Raw genomic sequence first — 15,277 nt, 5'->3', positions numbered from 1 at the left:
AGGCTGCCCGGAGGCATTATGAACATCGAGGAAATATTCTGTATATTTCGGACAGCCTGTTTTTTTTACCTGGCACAGAGGCTTATGGCTCACCAGTTTTATCTTCTGTTATTTTTCTTCGACAAAATCGAAGTTGACACGAGCAATCTGTCCTTTTTCATCTGAAATGTAATCCCGCATGTAACCACCATTTTCTGCAATCTGACAGGCTTTTGCAATGTTTTTAGGAGTACTTGGATATCCGTCAAGATATAAAGATATTCCCTGAGACTGATACCTTTTTAACTCCTGTTCCAGCGGCTTACGCAGGTTTTGTTTCCTGGCCCGTGATATATTTTCCGTATTCTGTCCTCCTTTCCTGTATTAGTCAGGCAGTTAAGAATCGAAGGGCTGCTGCCTGCCATGACCTACCACACCCTCTCTGGTCTGATAAGGTCAGATAATAGAAAGCACCACTACTGGTTTCCGGAAAAAACAAAATACTCTGCAAACTCCAATTTATTTTCATGGGAATTCATCTGAGCACTGCCACAGCAAGAACGCTGCAGGATAAAAGGGCAGTGAAGCTTAATGAATATTATAATATTGATATAGGTTACTCTCAGGCTGCATATTTATGGATTACAGACAGATTGTTTTCTCCTGTTTTTCATTATACAGCATTTACAATTATACGCAATGCTTTTCATCAATTTGTTTAATTTTTTCGATTTTGTTCCCAAATTTTTTATAATTAGGCAAATGACTTGCCTTTACATTTTACAGTTTCATGTTATATAATATACTGTATATAAGTAGCTATTCAACAGTATAAACTGTACAGATAGTGAACAGCAGCTATATCTTAGCTGCTTACCAGGGCATTGTAAGTCATTATATGTTGCTGCGTACAGAGTGAACAGTAACCATCATACTATATAAAAACAGAATAGGATGTGATATGACATGAAAATAGAAAAAATAAATGATAATCAGATACGCTGTACCTTAACCAGAGAAGATCTGGAAAGTCATCAGATCCGTATCAGCGAACTTGCTTATGGAACAGACAAAGCCAAAAAGCTTTTTCGGGACATGATGCAGCAGGCACAGATTCAATTCGGATTTGAAGCAGATAACATTCCTCTGATGATCGAGGCTATTCCAGTAAGTACAGAAAGTATTATCCTGATCATTACCAAAGTGGAGGATCCCGAGGAACTGGATACACGTTTTTCCAAATTTTCTCCTTTTAAGGGACGAGAATCTGCTGATACTGTCCAGCTAGACGGTGCCGACAATATTATCGATATATTTCAAAAGCTTTGTGAAGCAAAAGTCAGAAATTCTGCAAAAAAATCCAGTACAGCCGATACTACAGAGCCTGTAAAAGGCAAAGAAGATCTCCCGGAGAATGCAGCTGTTAATCTGATCCGCCTTTATGAATTTGATGATCTGGATGATGTGATTGCTGCAGCACGTGGACTGAACGGTTATTTCACAGGAAGCAATACCTTATACAAGGATCCTTCTGATGATATTTACAAACTGGTCATCCATCAGTCATCATGCTCCCCTGAAGAATTCAATAAAATCTGCAATATTCTTACGGAATATGGCAGCGGCCGGGCTTTCACCTCATCAGGCGAAGCTTACCTTGCAGAACACGGAGAGATTATTTCTTCCTCTGCGCTTCTGCAATTGTCACAATTATAATATGACTTACCAACCCGCTCATAAATCAACATTACAAAAGAGGAGAACTCACCGGAAATATATGAGTTCTCCTCTTTTATTTGTTTTTCCTATTATTTTCTGAAATTATTCTCCAAGAAAATCATTGATCTGCTGAACCAGAACATCTACATCCATACCATGAACCATAGCTGCCTCTTCCAAAGATTCCATCTGAGATGACGGGCATCCGATGCAATGCATTCCTGCTCTCATAAGGATTGCTGCGATATTAGGATCTATCTGCAGAAGCTGTCCAATCAGCATATTTTTAGTAACTTTAGCCATTATATGTTTCCTCCTTGTCTGTATCAGAAATACGGGCATTTCTACACGGTAGTATTATAATGTTACTGTTCATTTTATGCCCAGTAACATTATAATACTAATTTTATCAAGAATCAACAAATATATTTATAACCATGTATCAAATTTTATACTTGTAATCCATGAACTTATATATTAAAATAGGACTAGAACCCAGAAGGGTACTAAAACACTGTTACATATTTACAATTAAGGAGGATTATAACTATGGCATATGTAATTTCAGACGAATGTGTAAGCTGCGGAACATGTGAAAGCGAATGTCCAGCAGAAGCTATCTCTCAGGGAGATGAGCATTATGTAATCGATGCTGATGCATGCTTAGACTGTGGCACATGCGCAGACGCTTGCCCAACAGAAGCTATTCATCCAGCAGAATAATATCAGTATTACTGTATTGCAGTAATTTGACCAAAACAAAAATTGCCGTTCTTCAGTCATCTGACTGAGGACGGCAATTTTTTATTATGCTGTTCTGTTTTTTTTTCTGGGCTTTTTCTCCCGGGCTGCTGCCGCTTCTTTTCTTGCAAGCTGTCTGTTTCGTATGGCTTCATCCAGATTGCGGCACTGTATTTCTCCCTCTCTCTTCATCCGGAGTTCCTGATTGATCAGCCTCTCCATGATTTTCTGAAATTCAAGAATCCTGTTGTCCCTTTCCTGTGAAGTTTCCAGAAGCTTTACCTTACTGTTTCCGTCTCCCGGCTCAGTACAGGCAATTTTCGGAAGCAGTTCTTTGATTGCTCGAAGTGCCAGTCCTCTTTTCTTAAGTTCCTTTATATTAGCCAGAAGAGTAATATCATATCCTGTGTAGTAACGATGTCCCTGTGCATTTCTGCTGATACGCAGCTGCAGTTCCTCCTCCCAGTATCTGAGAACAGAAGTTCTCACTCCCAGGATTTCCGCCGCCTGAGTCACAGTATATTTCTGTTCCAATGCTATCCCTCCTGTCCGATGCATATTTTATTATAAAAATATCCCGAACAGATTGCAAGGAAATTTCATTGACAGGATTTTTCAAAATATTACTGTTCACCTGGCTTTCTACTTTTTCATATTTACAAACTGAGTATATCTTGGCAGCCATACCAGCTCCACAGTTCCAATGGGACCGTTTCTCTGTTTTGCAATAATAATCTCCGCAATATCCTTCTTTTCGGTATCCTTGTGATAATAGTCATCTCGGTAAATAAACATTACCACATCGGCATCCTGCTCAATGGCTCCGGATTCTCGGAGATCAGAAAGCATTGGTCTGTGATCAGGACGCTGTTCCACTGCACGGCTTAGCTGAGACAGTGCGATCACCGGCACATCCAGTTCCCTTGCCAACGCTTTGAGAGAACGGGAAATATCTGAAATTTCCTGCTGTCTCGAATCACTCTTTCCACTGCCGCTCATCAGCTGAAGATAATCAATCATAATAATTCCAAGATTATGTTCCAGTTTATATTTACGACACTTGGATCGCATCTCTGCAATGGAAATACCCGGTGTATCATCAATGATCAGATTGGATTTACCTATAATATCTGCACCTTCCACCAGCTTTGTCCAGTCTTCGTCTTTCAGATTACCGGTACGCATATTCTGGGAATCCACATGGGATTCCATAGCAAGAAGTCGGTTAACCAGCTGTTCCTTGGACATTTCCAGACTGAAGATTGCCACTGTCACATCCTTACGGAATGCCATATACTGAGCAATATTCAGAACAAAAGCCGTCTTTCCCATAGAAGGACGAGCTGCAATAAGCACCAGATCCGAAGCATGCATGCCCGACGTTTTATAGTCCAGATCCACAAAGCCTGTAGGGATTCCGGTGACAGATCCCTTAAGCTTGGAAGCTTTCTCAATGTTATTGATAGCATTAAGCACAACCTGCTGGATTGGCACATATTCCTCACTGTTTCTCTGCTGCAGAATATGGAACAGTTTCTTTTCCGCCTCTTCCAGGATCACCTCTGTACTCTCTTTCTCAAGATAACAGGTATTGGCAATCTCTTCGTTCGCCTTGATCAGGCGTCGAAGGACCGCTTTCTGGCTTACAATTTCTGCATAATCCTTTACCAGTACTGAGGTTACCTCTTCGGTAAACAGATCCTTCATATACTCCATACTGGTAATGTCAGGCGGTAATTCTTTTTCTTTCAGACGATTCTGAAGAATAACAGGGTCTACTGTTTTCCCCTCATTGCAAAGCTCCACCATGGCATCAAAAATAATACCATACTGCTTCTGATAAAAATCATCGCTGGTAAGCATCTCGGAGGCCTTCAGGATCGCGTCTCTGTCCAAAAGCATAGATGCGATCACCGAACGTTCTGCCTCCACACTATGAGGAAGGATTCTCTTAATCAGCGCTTCTTCCATTCGCCTTTACCTCCGGAAAGCTTAAGCTTCTTTTACCCAGACTTTAAGGGTTCCTGTTACCTTAGGATGAAGACGAACCGGTACCTGTGTTACGCCAAGGCAGCGGATCGGTTCTGAAAGCTGAAGTTTCTTTTTATCAATATCCAGATTCAGCTGTTTTTTTGCAGCTTCCGAAATCTCTTTTGAAGAAACAGAACCAAAGGTCCTTCCACCTTCTCCAGTCTTAAGTGTCAGAATAATTTCCTTTGTCTCCAGATCCTTTGCAAAAGCTTGGGCTGCCTCATAGATCTCTTTGGCAACCTTTTCTTCATTTGCTTTCTGAAGCTTTAAATCATTTAAATTCTTCGGAGTCGCCTCCAGTCCCAGTTTTTTGGGAAGGATCATATTTCTGGCATATCCATCACTTACATTTACAATCTGGCCCTTTTTTCCAAGAGCCTTTACATCTTCAAGTAAAATCACTTTCATTTTACGCTCTCCTCCTGATATTCCTTATCTATAATGTCTTTGAGCATTTTCTCCACTTCATCCGGAGATGCTTTTACCTGAGCCCCGGCAATGTTCATGTGACCGCCGCCGCCCATCTTTTCCATCATCACCTGTACATTTACTTCATCAATAGCACGGGCGCTGATATACACTTCATTATTATACTGTGTCAGTACAAAAGAAGCCTTCACCCCTGCAATATTCAGAAGTTCATTGGCTGCCTGAGCCCCCACAACCGTTGGACTGTCCACACCCTCACTTGGGCATCTGGCAATCGCAAAACAGTCTCTGTATATATGCGCTGTACGCACCGCTTCTGCACGGGCCTGATAGGATTCCAGATTATCTCTCAGCATCTTACGCACTCTGGTTACATCAGCGCCGCTTCTGCGCAAAAAGGCTGCTGCCTCAAAGGTTCGCACTCCTGCACGGGTGGTAAAATTATTGGTATCGATCATAATACCTGCGTACAGACAATCTGCCTCCATACTGCGGATACGCAGATCATCTGAAAAATACTGCAGAATCTCAGCCACCATCTCACAGGCAGAAGATGCATAAGGCTCTACATAAGAAAGCACAGCATTTTCAATCACCTCGCTGCCCCGTCTGTGATGATCCAGCACAACTACTGTTTTTGTCATATATAGCAAATCCTGACATTCTGTATAGCTTGGTTTATTGGTATCCACCACTACTACAACTGTATTATTATCTACCAAATCCCTGGCCTGATCACTGGTTATAAACATAGATGGCTCATATTCTGAATTATTCATATATCCCATCATAAGCGGCCTTATGGATGTGGTCGGATCATTTACAACAATATTTACAGTCTTTCCAAGAGTCTTACCTGCACGATAAATACCAATAGCTGCACCCAGGGCATCCACATCTGTGATCTTGTGTCCCATAACAACCACACGATCCTTAGTACTCATAAATTCCTTCAGTGCCTGTGCTTTTACCCTCGCTTTCACCCTGGTGGTTTTCTCCATCTGCTGGGTCTTACCGCCATAATAAGTAATATTGTTTCCGTTTTTGATCACTACCTGATCTCCGCCGCGTCCCAAAGCCATCTCAATGGCAATTCTGGAATACTCATAATCCTGAATATAATTAGCCGCGTTCAATCCGATACCAATACTGAGGGTAATCGCCATTTCGTTTCCAATATTAACAGTCTTAACCTCATCCAGAATATGGAATCTCTGTTCTTTTAATGCTTCCAGAGAACTCTGGCGCATGATCAGGAAATATTTATCCTTCTCCATTTTTTTCACCAGACCATCAAAATTAGAAAAATATTTTGTAATCTTTCGATCAATTAGAGCAATCAGCAGAGACCGGCGTACATCCTCCACACTCTCCAGCGCTTCCTCATAATTGTCCAGATATGCCAGTGCAACTACCAGTTTATTGTCCTCATTTTTCTGAATATACTCTTTCAGCTGAGTGTCATCATACATATACAGCGCAATCAGATCTACATCCCTGGTCACAGTCTCAAAGATTTCACTGTTGGAGACTACCTCGCCCAGCGATACTCTCTGCATGGAAATACGGTAAATCCGCTCTCCAACCTGTGTATTCATTTCACTGGGATCCTTTTGATCCAAAGCCGGAAGCTTATCTGCCGTAATATCCGGAAATATGGAACTGATATTCTTTTTATAAAACTGGTCCTTCCCTGTCAGTTCCGAAAATACCTTATTGGACCAGATCATTTTGCCATTTGTATCCATAATGGCATAGGGCAAGGCCAGCTCCTCAAGAATTCTTTTCTCAAGTACATCGTACCTGTTGGCAAAGGCTATCAGATCATTGATAATAAATGGTCTGTGACACCGCAATACAAGCAAAGCCATTCCAACATAAATAATCAAAGCTACTGACAAAATAATACCGGCCTTTATACTTGTAAAATAAACCAGTATATTCGTCACAACCAGCAGACCTGTAAGAATCAACGGCCAGCTCATAAAAGCCTTCATGTGCCCTCTTAGTTTTAATTTATTATTCATATCTTTTTCTTTCTGATCACTGCGGTTCTCTCCGCAGTAAATCTGTCTTGTTTTTGTGCTCCTGCTTTACTTATGGTTCCGGCAGCGGACAAAACATCTTTTTTTCTGCCAGTACAAGAGATATTATAACAGAGTTCCACATAATTTACCATAGCAGAGTAAAAAAAGAATGAGACTGCTGCAAAAGTCTTCCCGCAGGAAACGCTTTTGCAAGCAGCCTCAATATTCATCATTGGATTAGTCCTGGATGTATGGCATCATAGACATATGACGTGCTCTCTTAATAGCAACTGTCAGTGCTCTCTGATGTTTTGCACAGTTTCCTGTGATTCTTCTTGGAAGGATTTTTCCTCTTTCAGAAACATATTTTCTTAATTTTGCTACATCCTTGTAGTCGATTTCGTTATTTTCTTTACCACAGAATACACAAACTTTTTTTCTTCTGCGGCCGCCTCTTCTCTTCATTGGAGAGTCTGGTCTTTCGCCTCTATTAAAAGCCATGGTTGCTTCCTCCTATCTTATTCTATCAGTTTGCTTTAGTTAAATGGCAATTCCACATCAATTCCATCCGGAATATTCATAAATCCGTCTGTACTTGCTGCACCAGGATTGGGCATGGATGGTGCCGGCGCTTCTGTTCTCGGATGGGAAGCTGCATAGTTATCACTTGCAGACTTGCTCTCCGCAAACTCCTGCTCCTCTACAACTACTTCTGTAGTGTAAACCTTCTGTCCTTCACGGTTGGTGTAGCTTCCGGTCTGAATACGTCCGGAAACCACAATTCTCAATCCCTGACGGAAATACTTCTCTGCAAATTCAGCGGTGCGTCCAAAGGAAACACAGTTGATAAAATCTGCAGTAGCCTCACCATCACGGCGGAATCTGCGATCTACAGCCAATGTATATCTGGCAATTGCCAATGCATTCTCACCTGCGGAATATCTCACCTCAGGATCTCTGGTCAAGCGTCCCATTAAAACTACTTTGTTCATATCATTACCTCATCATTTCTGTTCCTGAACGGGTTTCTTAATGGTGCCTTCTAAAATCATTTCTGTATAAGATTATGCGTCTTTTCTTACGACTAAGTATCTTAATACATTGTCCATGATACGAACGTGTCTCTCGATCTCTGCCGGACACTGTGCGTCTGCTTCAAACTGAATGAAATAGTAGAAGCCTTCATGCATTTTCTGAATTTCGTAAGCTAATTTCTTCTTACCCCATTCTTCTACTTCTGTGATAGTGCCGTTGTAACGGGTGATGTATCCTTTTGCTTTCTCAACAACTGCATCACGTACTTCGTCTTCAACTTTTGCACTAACAACTAATGCTAACTCGTACTTGTTCATGTCTTGCTTTACCTCCTTATGGTCTGTTGGCCCTTTGCCTGTCAAAGAGCAAGGATATAAAATATATCACGAGTGTTGATTCTAACATAATTTTCCCGGCCTGTAAAGTCTTATTTTTCTTTTTTCATAAGATTTTTCGTGTTTTTTTCTACCATTTTGCGCGGAACCATAATCTGGTGCCCACAGCCTGTACATTTCAGGCGAAAATCCGCACCTACACGCAAAATTTCCCAGTCCCTGCTTCCACAGGGATGGACTTTTTTCAATGTAACGATATCGCCCACTTCATAAGAAAGTCCCATTTTTTTACTCCTCTGCTTTCTATTTTTTCAAACACACTCTAGTACTAGTACATCAGCATCGAATCTGTGCAAATACCTGTCCGATGGGCTCCTGAATCAACAGGTCTGCATACCTGTCTCTTGGTGTGGGAGATTTATTGATCACAACCAAATGCTCTCCTCTGAAATAGTCGATCAACCCGGCAGCAGGATAAACAGCCAGTGAAGTGCCGCCGATGATGAGTACCTGTGCTTCTGAAATTGCTTTCACTGCCTCATTGATCGTCTGATTATCCAGTCCCTCCTCATAGAGAACTACATCCGGTTTGATGATCCCGCCGCATTCGCATCTGGGAACTCCCGTGGAAGCTTTTATATGCGCAAAATCATAAAAACTGCCACATTTCATACAATAATTGCGATACACACTTCCATGCAGCTCCAGAACCTTCTTACTGCCTGCCATCTGATGGAGATTGTCAATATTCTGTGTGATCACAGCCTTCAGCTTTCCTGCCTGTTCCAGCTCTGCAAGCTTCTGATGGGCAGCATTTGGTTTTGCTGTATCGCAGAGCATCTTATCCCTGTAAAATTTATAAAACTCCTCCGGACGCTTCATAAAAAAAGTATGGCTTAAGATGGTTTCCGGAGGATAATCATACTTCTGGTGATACAGTCCGTCCTGACTTCTGAAATCCGGAATTCCGCTCTCAGTGGAAACTCCTGCTCCTCCAAAAAATACAATGTTATCATACTGATCAACAAGCTCCTGCAATTTTTCAATCTCACCTGACATATTCCAGTTCCTCCTGTATTTCTATTTTACTGTGCCACATCTAATGCATCCACACGTCTGCCCTGTACAACATATCTTGTAGCCTGATTTCCGGTACAGGTAGATAATGTGACAATCTTGTCTTTTACTGTAAGATCACCGGCATCTGTCTGTATTTCCGAATAACCGCGGATCTTTTTCAGATATTCCTGAAATTCCTCTCCTGGTCCTTTGAACAAGGTATAGGTGTCACTTTTTGCACCTGTGGTATAAGCAGAAATAATTTCATATCTGTAATTTTTCTCCGGTGTAAAAATCCAGAAATATTTACTCTTTTCATATGTATCACTGTTACTTGAAAATTTCTTCAGCTGAGCAAACATGGACCCGTTTTTCATATTATGTCCATAGACAATGGTATTACAGTCATTAAAATCCCCTTTATTCTCATAATCCACGAATATGGTACCTGCAAAATTATAGTTTTTTTCATAAGTATGATGCAGGTAAGTCTCATTATCCTCTCCATGGACAACCGGATAATTAATATCCGGCACAGCTTCCACATAAATCCATCCCACCACATCATCATTAACACTTTTCAGAGATTTAAAGTCAATGTTCATAGGAGCCTCCAGTCCCCCTTCTGCAGTGGGTTCCGCCGCTTCCTCCGGGTCACGCTCTGTCACTGCCATCTGTGCTATATGATTGTACTCATCTGTTCCCTTTTTGTACTCTGTATAAATATGAAACAAATTATAGCCGGCATAGCAAAAAATACAAATTGCTGCGATCAGAATCACTGTGAGAATCACATCTCCTGCTGTTTTCTTTTTTTTCGGTTTCTTCTCTGACATGCAGTCACCTCCAAAATAACTTAATATATTTCATTTATTGTAATACTTCCCGGCACATCTTCTGTAATTCTCTTTCTCTGTTTTTCCCCAGCAATGTCCTGCTATATTTAAAATAAGCCGGACAGCCATTTTGTGCAATAAAATCTACAAGTACAGGACTTCCGGTTATCTCTGTAATAAATAAAAGCAGCTCCTGTCCATCGCCAAAACTATTTTTTATAAATGCAAAGGCCCGCTGAAGTTTTGTTTCCATTTTTGTTGTCTCTTTATCCCGGATTTCCACCTCTTCCCTGAAATACTCCCTGATTTTATCAAAACCATCCTGAGATTCCCGGATATGTTCCCCTTTTACACGGTTCACATATGTCTCCAGAGTTTTCAGTGTTTTCTCCTGGAGCTGGTGTTCCCCCACTGAAATCAACTCCATATCCGCTTTTACCATCAGACTCTGCCGCTGCTTCTGAATAAAATCATCCAGTCTGTTTCTGAAGTCCTGTTCACTTTCCTTTTTAAGATATGATTTCAGATAAAGCAGCTGGGAATATAATGTCTCAGTAAACTGTTCCAGTTTCTCATATTCCGCAGCAGCACTGTCCAGAGCCCCATTTAAAAGATTTACCACTGCAAATTTTTCTTCAAAGCTTCCCTGGGAAACGGCCATCTCCTTTTTTCTCTGTTCCTCTTCTGTACATGTCCCATTCAAAATACCTGAAAAATCATAATCCTGTCCATATTTTCTATACAGCCCATAATATGCAGAAAAATCTCTCACAATTTCCTCTTTCTGCAAAAATTCTCCGATTATTTCATTTCTGATTTCAAATCCCAGTTTTTCATAGCTGTCCAGAAGTCTGGACAAATCTTCCCAGCCTCTGGCTGTAACAAAAAATTTTCCGTCTGCTGAATTTTCCACCAAATAAAAATTCTGCTTTTTCATTTCTAGATAAGACGTCACTGCCCTATGTACATGGTTTGCCCTGGCATAGGAAAGCCATGCTCTGCAATCCGGTTCAATCTCAATTTTTCGCACCCTGTCCAGCGTTACGATATCAAATTCCCTGACAGATTTATTATATTGCGGAGGATTTCCGGCTGCAACAAGAATCCACCCTTCCGGAATCTTATGACTGCCAAAAGTCTTATTCTGCAACAGTGCAAGCATAGCCGGTGCCAATGTTTCCGACACACAGTTAATCTCATCAATAAAAAGAATTCCCTCTTTCTTCCCGGTTGCTTCCATGTAATCATATACCGATGCCACAATCTCACTCATGGTATAATCCGTCACTGTCACTTTTCTGTCATTATAAACCCTGTGACTGATTTCCGGAAGTCCAATGGCACTCTGTCTGGTATGATGGGTAATTGTATAAGATATACAGCCCAGCCCACATTCCCTGGCTGCCTGTTCTACAACAGCAGTTTTCCCAATACCTGGCGGTCCCATAAGAAGAATCGGTCTCTGCCGCAAAACAGGATAACTATATGTCCCATGTTCATCCTTCATCAGATATGCTTTTAAAGTATGACAGATTTCTTTTTTTGCTTCCTGTATGTTCATTTTTTCTCCTTCTGCCCTGTAATCAGGCAAAGTGCCCAGTCCGGAACCAATTTCATTTTCTCTGAACGTTCCAGGAATACAAAAGCAGTTTCATAATCTGGTTTCTGCCTGGGATAAATGCCATCACCATCTGTAAAATAAATCAGTGCCCGGAGATTCTCCAATTCCTTTTTCCTCTGTTTCTCCCTGACAAACTGAAACACTGGACGAAAATCCGTACCGCCTCTGCCCTGGATCACCACCTGATCAGCATATTCCTTCCATTCTTCCTCAGAATGAATTACATCCACTTTTTGTAAAAAGCAGTCACATTGAAGAATATACACCTTCATTTTATGAAAAAAATTCTCCCTTTCACTGAGAATGGCATAAGTTTCTCCCAGAAAATGCTGCACTGTTTCTCTGGAGCAGGAAGCGGAAGTATCGATTGCGATCACCAGCTCCTCCAGACGATTTACTTCTTTGTATTCTAATGGTTCTATCAACGGAAGATTTTTATAATGCTCCATGCCATAATGATAAAATATATAATCAAAGCTCTCTGTGTCCAGTTCCACTTCTTCCCGTGGTCTGGAAAACTGTTTCAGAAATTTCCGGTAATCGTACCTGCTTCGATAAATCTCATCCAGTTCTTCCTGCCGGTTATCAGACCTGCTCCCGGCCTTTCCCTGACTTCCGTTCTTATTCTGAGAAGTATATGCTAAAATATGTTCCCACTTCTCCCTGTTCCTTTTGCTGTCAGATGAAAATCCCCAATGTATCCTCCAGATAGAATGATCGTCAAAATGATTGTCTTTTTCAGAAAAATCAGAGACACGCCTGTCCAGACTTTGTATTTTTTTCTCCCGGACTGCTTTTTCAATCAGATTTTCAACAAAACGATCACATTCCCTATCCCATTCATTTCTTTTAACAGCTTCTGCTGATACTTCCGAACCCTGCGGTATCAGAAAAACATGCAGATACAGGCAATGTAACAGAATATGCAGATATCCTCTTCTTAAAGCAGCAGGATCCTCCACATATTTTTCCATAAGGAATTGGGGATTAAAATAGATTTTCTCTCCATCTGTCCCAATAGTGGAAATATTACTGTCCGCCTTGTATTCCAGACCTGCAAATGCCCCGTCCAGATAAGGAAAGTCCAGATACAGTTCATTTCTGCAGTTCTGCAGAATATTCTTTCCCAAAAGCTCTTGTTTTTCAGCATTACCCATATTCTTTGTTTCTTTTTCTCCTGCTGTGATCTTTTACTCGGTTTTACAAAGAAAAATCTTTCCCTGTATATCCATACTTTTCATTTTTCAGATGCAGCAACCATATCAGAGACCGAAGCTTTTCCTTCTCACTGGCACTATAGATAAAACCATCCAGTTCCTTTCTCCCGAACCAGCCCTGTTCCTCCAGACACTGCATCCGTTCTGTATCCTCTTCTTCCAAAAGAATTTCCATTGCCGGACGTATGCGAAGCCTGAGATATTTCTCAGCTTCCTGATACTTAGCATCCTGGTTTTCCTGCTGTCCGCCAAACCAGATTTCCAGTGCCTGATACAGCTTAAGATCCCTCATACTGTCACCCCGTTTTCATGTACTAATATCTGATTTTCATAATATCACAAAAAGATTTTCATTTAAAGTAGCTCTATGATATAATCATTTTAGCTTTACAAGTAAAAGATTTCCATATCTTTTACAAAAAAATCCAGGAGGTAACTCATGTCCAAAAAAAATCTGATCGTCGGTCAGTCCGGCGGCCCTACTGCAGTCATTAACAGCAGTCTCTACGGTGTTGTGTCCGAAGGGTTACGACATCCCGAACAAATTCAACATATTTACGGTATGGTAAATGGAATCGAAGGCTTTCTGGCAGGAACTGTTTTAGATTTTGCCACAGCACTTCCCGGAAGCAGCCTTGAAAAACTTAAAACTACTCCAGGTGCCTACCTAGGCTCCTGCCGCTATAAGCTTCCTGAATCTCTGGAAGATCCGGTTTACCCCAGACTTTTTCAAAAATTCAGAGAAATGAACATCGGCTGGTTTTTCTATATTGGCGGAAATGATTCCATGGATACTGTAAGCAAGCTTTCCCGGTATGCAGCCCAGACAGGCAGCGATATCCGCATTATCGGAGAGCCCAAAACCATTGATAACGACCTGGTTCATACTGACCACACTCCAGGCTTTGGAAGTGCTGCCAGATATGTAGCCTCTACAGTTCGTGAAATTACCATAGATGCAAATGTCTATGAGAAAAAATCCGTTACTATTGTAGAAATCATGGGCCGTCATGCGGGCTGGCTCACTGCAGCCTCTGCCCTTGCCCGAAAATATAAAGGTGACAATCCACTCCTGATCTATCTCCCGGAAACAACCTTTGATCAGGAAGCTTTCCTCAAAGCTGTTGAGAAATCCTTTGAAAAGAACTGCAATGTAATCGTCTGTGTCTCTGAAGGAATCCACGATGCAGAGGGCACTTTCATCTGCGAATATGACAGCTCTGTAGGTACAGATACCTTTGGACATAAAATGCTGGCAGGTTGTGGAAAATATCTGGAAAATCTGGTACGCAGCCGTCTGGGTGTAAAAGCACGTTCTGTGGAACTTAATGTCAGCCAGCGCTGTTCCGTCTCCATGATGTCCGCCACTGACCAGATGGAAGCTGTTACTGCCGGTAATTTCGGTGTACAGGCAGCACTGAATGGTGAAACCGGAAAAATGGTTTCTTTCCTTCGTGAAACAGGCACTGACGGAAGCTATTCCATGAAATGCAGCCTGGAAGATGTGAATGCCATCTGTAATGAAGAAAAAACAGTTCCTGCAGACTGGATCACTGCTGATGGCTCAGATGTAACCCAGGATTTTCTTGACTACGCGGCTCCATTAATCCAGGGAACGGTCGAAATTCCCCTTGGTACAGACGGACTGCCGGATTTTGTATACCGCAAATAGAATGTAATATTGAGAAGCACTGGCAGCCTCAGGCAGTGAGCAGTTCACTCACCTTCAACAGCTGTCAGTGCTTTCCCATTAAGTACAGCTTCCACCAGATCATCTCCCTTATAACTGAGCTTCAGTGAAAAAAAGGGTGCGTTCTCTCTGATCAGCTTGTTAAAGATCCTGTCTCCCGGCCACATATTCAGCTCAGTAAGCTTTTCTTTGGGAATCCATTCCAATTTTCCTTCATCACACTCCCTGGGAATTCCTTCAAATTCCTCTGAAGTATACAGACACATATACTCTGTCCCATACCCTTCCTGGGTAAAGGTTACAATTCCTCTGAATTTCCAGGAACGCAATCGATATCCTGTTTCTTCGTAAACCTCTCTGCACAGACATTCTTCTGGACTTTCTCCCTCTTCAAAATGTCCTCCTATACCAATCCACTTATCCTTATTCACATCATTTTTTTTAGAAATTCTGTGAAGCATCAAATATTTCCCATCCTTTTCCAGATAACAATGAGTGGTCATCACACTTTTTTCTTTATCTCTCATTTATCCTTTTCCTCTTTTATTTTCTGTTACA

At 41.5% G+C, this 15,277-nt stretch carries 18 protein-coding genes; 3 read left to right on the top strand and 15 right to left on the bottom strand.

Annotated features, from left to right (window positions below; all coding sequences use genetic code 11):
- The first annotated feature begins 945 nt into the window (after positions 1–945).
- Positions 946–1,695 carry an adaptor protein MecA gene (locus ACTNC6_RS14550; protein WP_303243116.1) on the top strand — a complete coding sequence of 250 codons (750 nt, stop codon included), beginning with the start codon at positions 946–948 and terminating at the stop codon, positions 1,693–1,695.
- 105 nt (positions 1,696–1,800) lie between these two features.
- Here ACTNC6_RS14550 and ACTNC6_RS14545 read toward each other — a convergent pair whose 3' ends face one another.
- Positions 1,801–2,001, bottom strand: coding sequence for a DUF1858 domain-containing protein (locus tag ACTNC6_RS14545; protein ID WP_173743808.1), 201 nt, complete (start codon positions 1,999–2,001; stop codon positions 1,801–1,803).
- Positions 2,002–2,247: 246 nt separating this feature from the next.
- On the opposite strand from ACTNC6_RS14545, the gene ACTNC6_RS14540 reads away from it, so the two are divergent.
- The gene (locus ACTNC6_RS14540) at positions 2,248–2,421 is read left to right on the top strand and encodes a DUF362 domain-containing protein (RefSeq protein WP_008707918.1); all 174 of its coding nucleotides are present in this window, start codon (positions 2,248–2,250) and stop codon (positions 2,419–2,421) included.
- Positions 2,422–2,505: 84 nt separating this feature from the next.
- Here ACTNC6_RS14540 and ACTNC6_RS14535 read toward each other — a convergent pair whose 3' ends face one another.
- The 13 genes from ACTNC6_RS14535 to ACTNC6_RS14475 all read right to left on the bottom strand — a co-directional run bounded on the left by ACTNC6_RS14535 (position 2,506) and on the right by ACTNC6_RS14475 (position 13,321).
- Positions 2,506–2,973 (bottom strand): helix-turn-helix domain-containing protein, encoded by a 468-nt coding sequence (locus ACTNC6_RS14535; RefSeq protein WP_441036300.1) that lies wholly within the window; start codon positions 2,971–2,973, stop codon positions 2,506–2,508.
- Positions 2,974–3,081: 108 nt separating this feature from the next.
- Positions 3,082–4,410 (bottom strand): replicative DNA helicase, encoded by a 1,329-nt coding sequence (dnaB, locus tag ACTNC6_RS14530; RefSeq protein ID WP_019160885.1) that lies wholly within the window; start codon positions 4,408–4,410, stop codon positions 3,082–3,084.
- A gap of 21 nt (positions 4,411–4,431) precedes the next feature.
- Positions 4,432–4,878: a 50S ribosomal protein L9 gene (gene rplI, locus ACTNC6_RS14525; protein ID WP_019160884.1), complete on the bottom strand. Its 447-nt coding sequence runs from the start codon at positions 4,876–4,878 to the stop codon at positions 4,432–4,434.
- A complete protein-coding gene (locus ACTNC6_RS14520; RefSeq protein ID WP_441044439.1) occupies positions 4,875–6,926 on the bottom strand; it encodes a DHH family phosphoesterase in 2,052 nt (683 codons plus the stop codon). The genes rplI and ACTNC6_RS14520 overlap by 4 nt, the downstream gene beginning before the upstream one ends.
- Before the next feature lie 237 nt (positions 6,927–7,163).
- Positions 7,164–7,427: a 30S ribosomal protein S18 gene (gene rpsR / locus ACTNC6_RS14515; protein ID WP_019160881.1), complete on the bottom strand. Its 264-nt coding sequence runs from the start codon at positions 7,425–7,427 to the stop codon at positions 7,164–7,166.
- 35 nt (positions 7,428–7,462) lie between these two features.
- On the bottom strand, positions 7,463–7,918 hold the full coding sequence (locus tag ACTNC6_RS14510; protein ID WP_173743811.1) for a single-stranded DNA-binding protein: 456 nt from the start codon (positions 7,916–7,918) through the stop codon (positions 7,463–7,465).
- Positions 7,919–7,990: 72 nt separating this feature from the next.
- A complete protein-coding gene (rpsF, locus tag ACTNC6_RS14505) occupies positions 7,991–8,278 on the bottom strand; it encodes a 30S ribosomal protein S6 (protein ID WP_019160879.1) in 288 nt (95 codons plus the stop codon).
- A 110-nt stretch (positions 8,279–8,388) separates the two neighbouring features.
- A complete protein-coding gene (locus tag ACTNC6_RS14500; protein ID WP_019160878.1) occupies positions 8,389–8,580 on the bottom strand; it encodes a DUF951 domain-containing protein in 192 nt (63 codons plus the stop codon).
- Positions 8,581–8,632: 52 nt separating this feature from the next.
- Complete coding sequence (locus ACTNC6_RS14495; RefSeq protein WP_441036295.1) at positions 8,633–9,355, bottom strand: NAD-dependent protein deacylase; 723 nt, start codon at positions 9,353–9,355, stop codon at positions 8,633–8,635.
- A gap of 26 nt (positions 9,356–9,381) precedes the next feature.
- Positions 9,382–10,191, bottom strand: a complete 810-nt coding sequence (gene srtB, locus ACTNC6_RS14490; RefSeq protein WP_441036293.1) for a class B sortase — start codon at positions 10,189–10,191, stop codon at positions 9,382–9,384.
- 34 nt (positions 10,192–10,225) lie between these two features.
- Positions 10,226–11,752, bottom strand: a complete 1,527-nt coding sequence (locus ACTNC6_RS14485; RefSeq protein WP_441044438.1) for an AAA family ATPase — start codon at positions 11,750–11,752, stop codon at positions 10,226–10,228.
- Positions 11,749–12,969, bottom strand: a complete 1,221-nt coding sequence (locus ACTNC6_RS14480; RefSeq protein ID WP_441044437.1) for a vWA domain-containing protein — start codon at positions 12,967–12,969, stop codon at positions 11,749–11,751. Before ACTNC6_RS14480 ends, ACTNC6_RS14485 begins: the two co-directional genes overlap by 4 nt.
- 43 nt (positions 12,970–13,012) lie before the next feature.
- A complete protein-coding gene (locus ACTNC6_RS14475) occupies positions 13,013–13,321 on the bottom strand; it encodes a hypothetical protein (protein ID WP_441036288.1) in 309 nt (102 codons plus the stop codon).
- Between the two features lie 147 nt (positions 13,322–13,468).
- Here ACTNC6_RS14475 and ACTNC6_RS14470 point away from each other — a divergent pair, with 147 nt between their 5' ends.
- Positions 13,469–14,701, top strand: a complete 1,233-nt coding sequence (locus ACTNC6_RS14470; RefSeq protein ID WP_303243124.1) for a 6-phosphofructokinase — start codon at positions 13,469–13,471, stop codon at positions 14,699–14,701.
- A gap of 44 nt (positions 14,702–14,745) precedes the next feature.
- Here the strand turns inward: ACTNC6_RS14470 and ACTNC6_RS14465 are convergent, their stop codons facing one another.
- Positions 14,746–15,246 carry an NUDIX hydrolase gene (locus tag ACTNC6_RS14465; protein ID WP_173743818.1) on the bottom strand — a complete coding sequence of 167 codons (501 nt, stop codon included), beginning with the start codon at positions 15,244–15,246 and terminating at the stop codon, positions 14,746–14,748.
- Positions 15,247–15,277 lie beyond the last annotated feature (31 nt).

This window comes from Blautia sp. HCP3S3_C4, assembly GCF_052064095.1.
Classification (GTDB): domain Bacteria; phylum Bacillota; class Clostridia; order Lachnospirales; family Lachnospiraceae; genus Blautia_A.
This window is presented reverse-complemented; position numbering and strand designations above follow the sequence as displayed.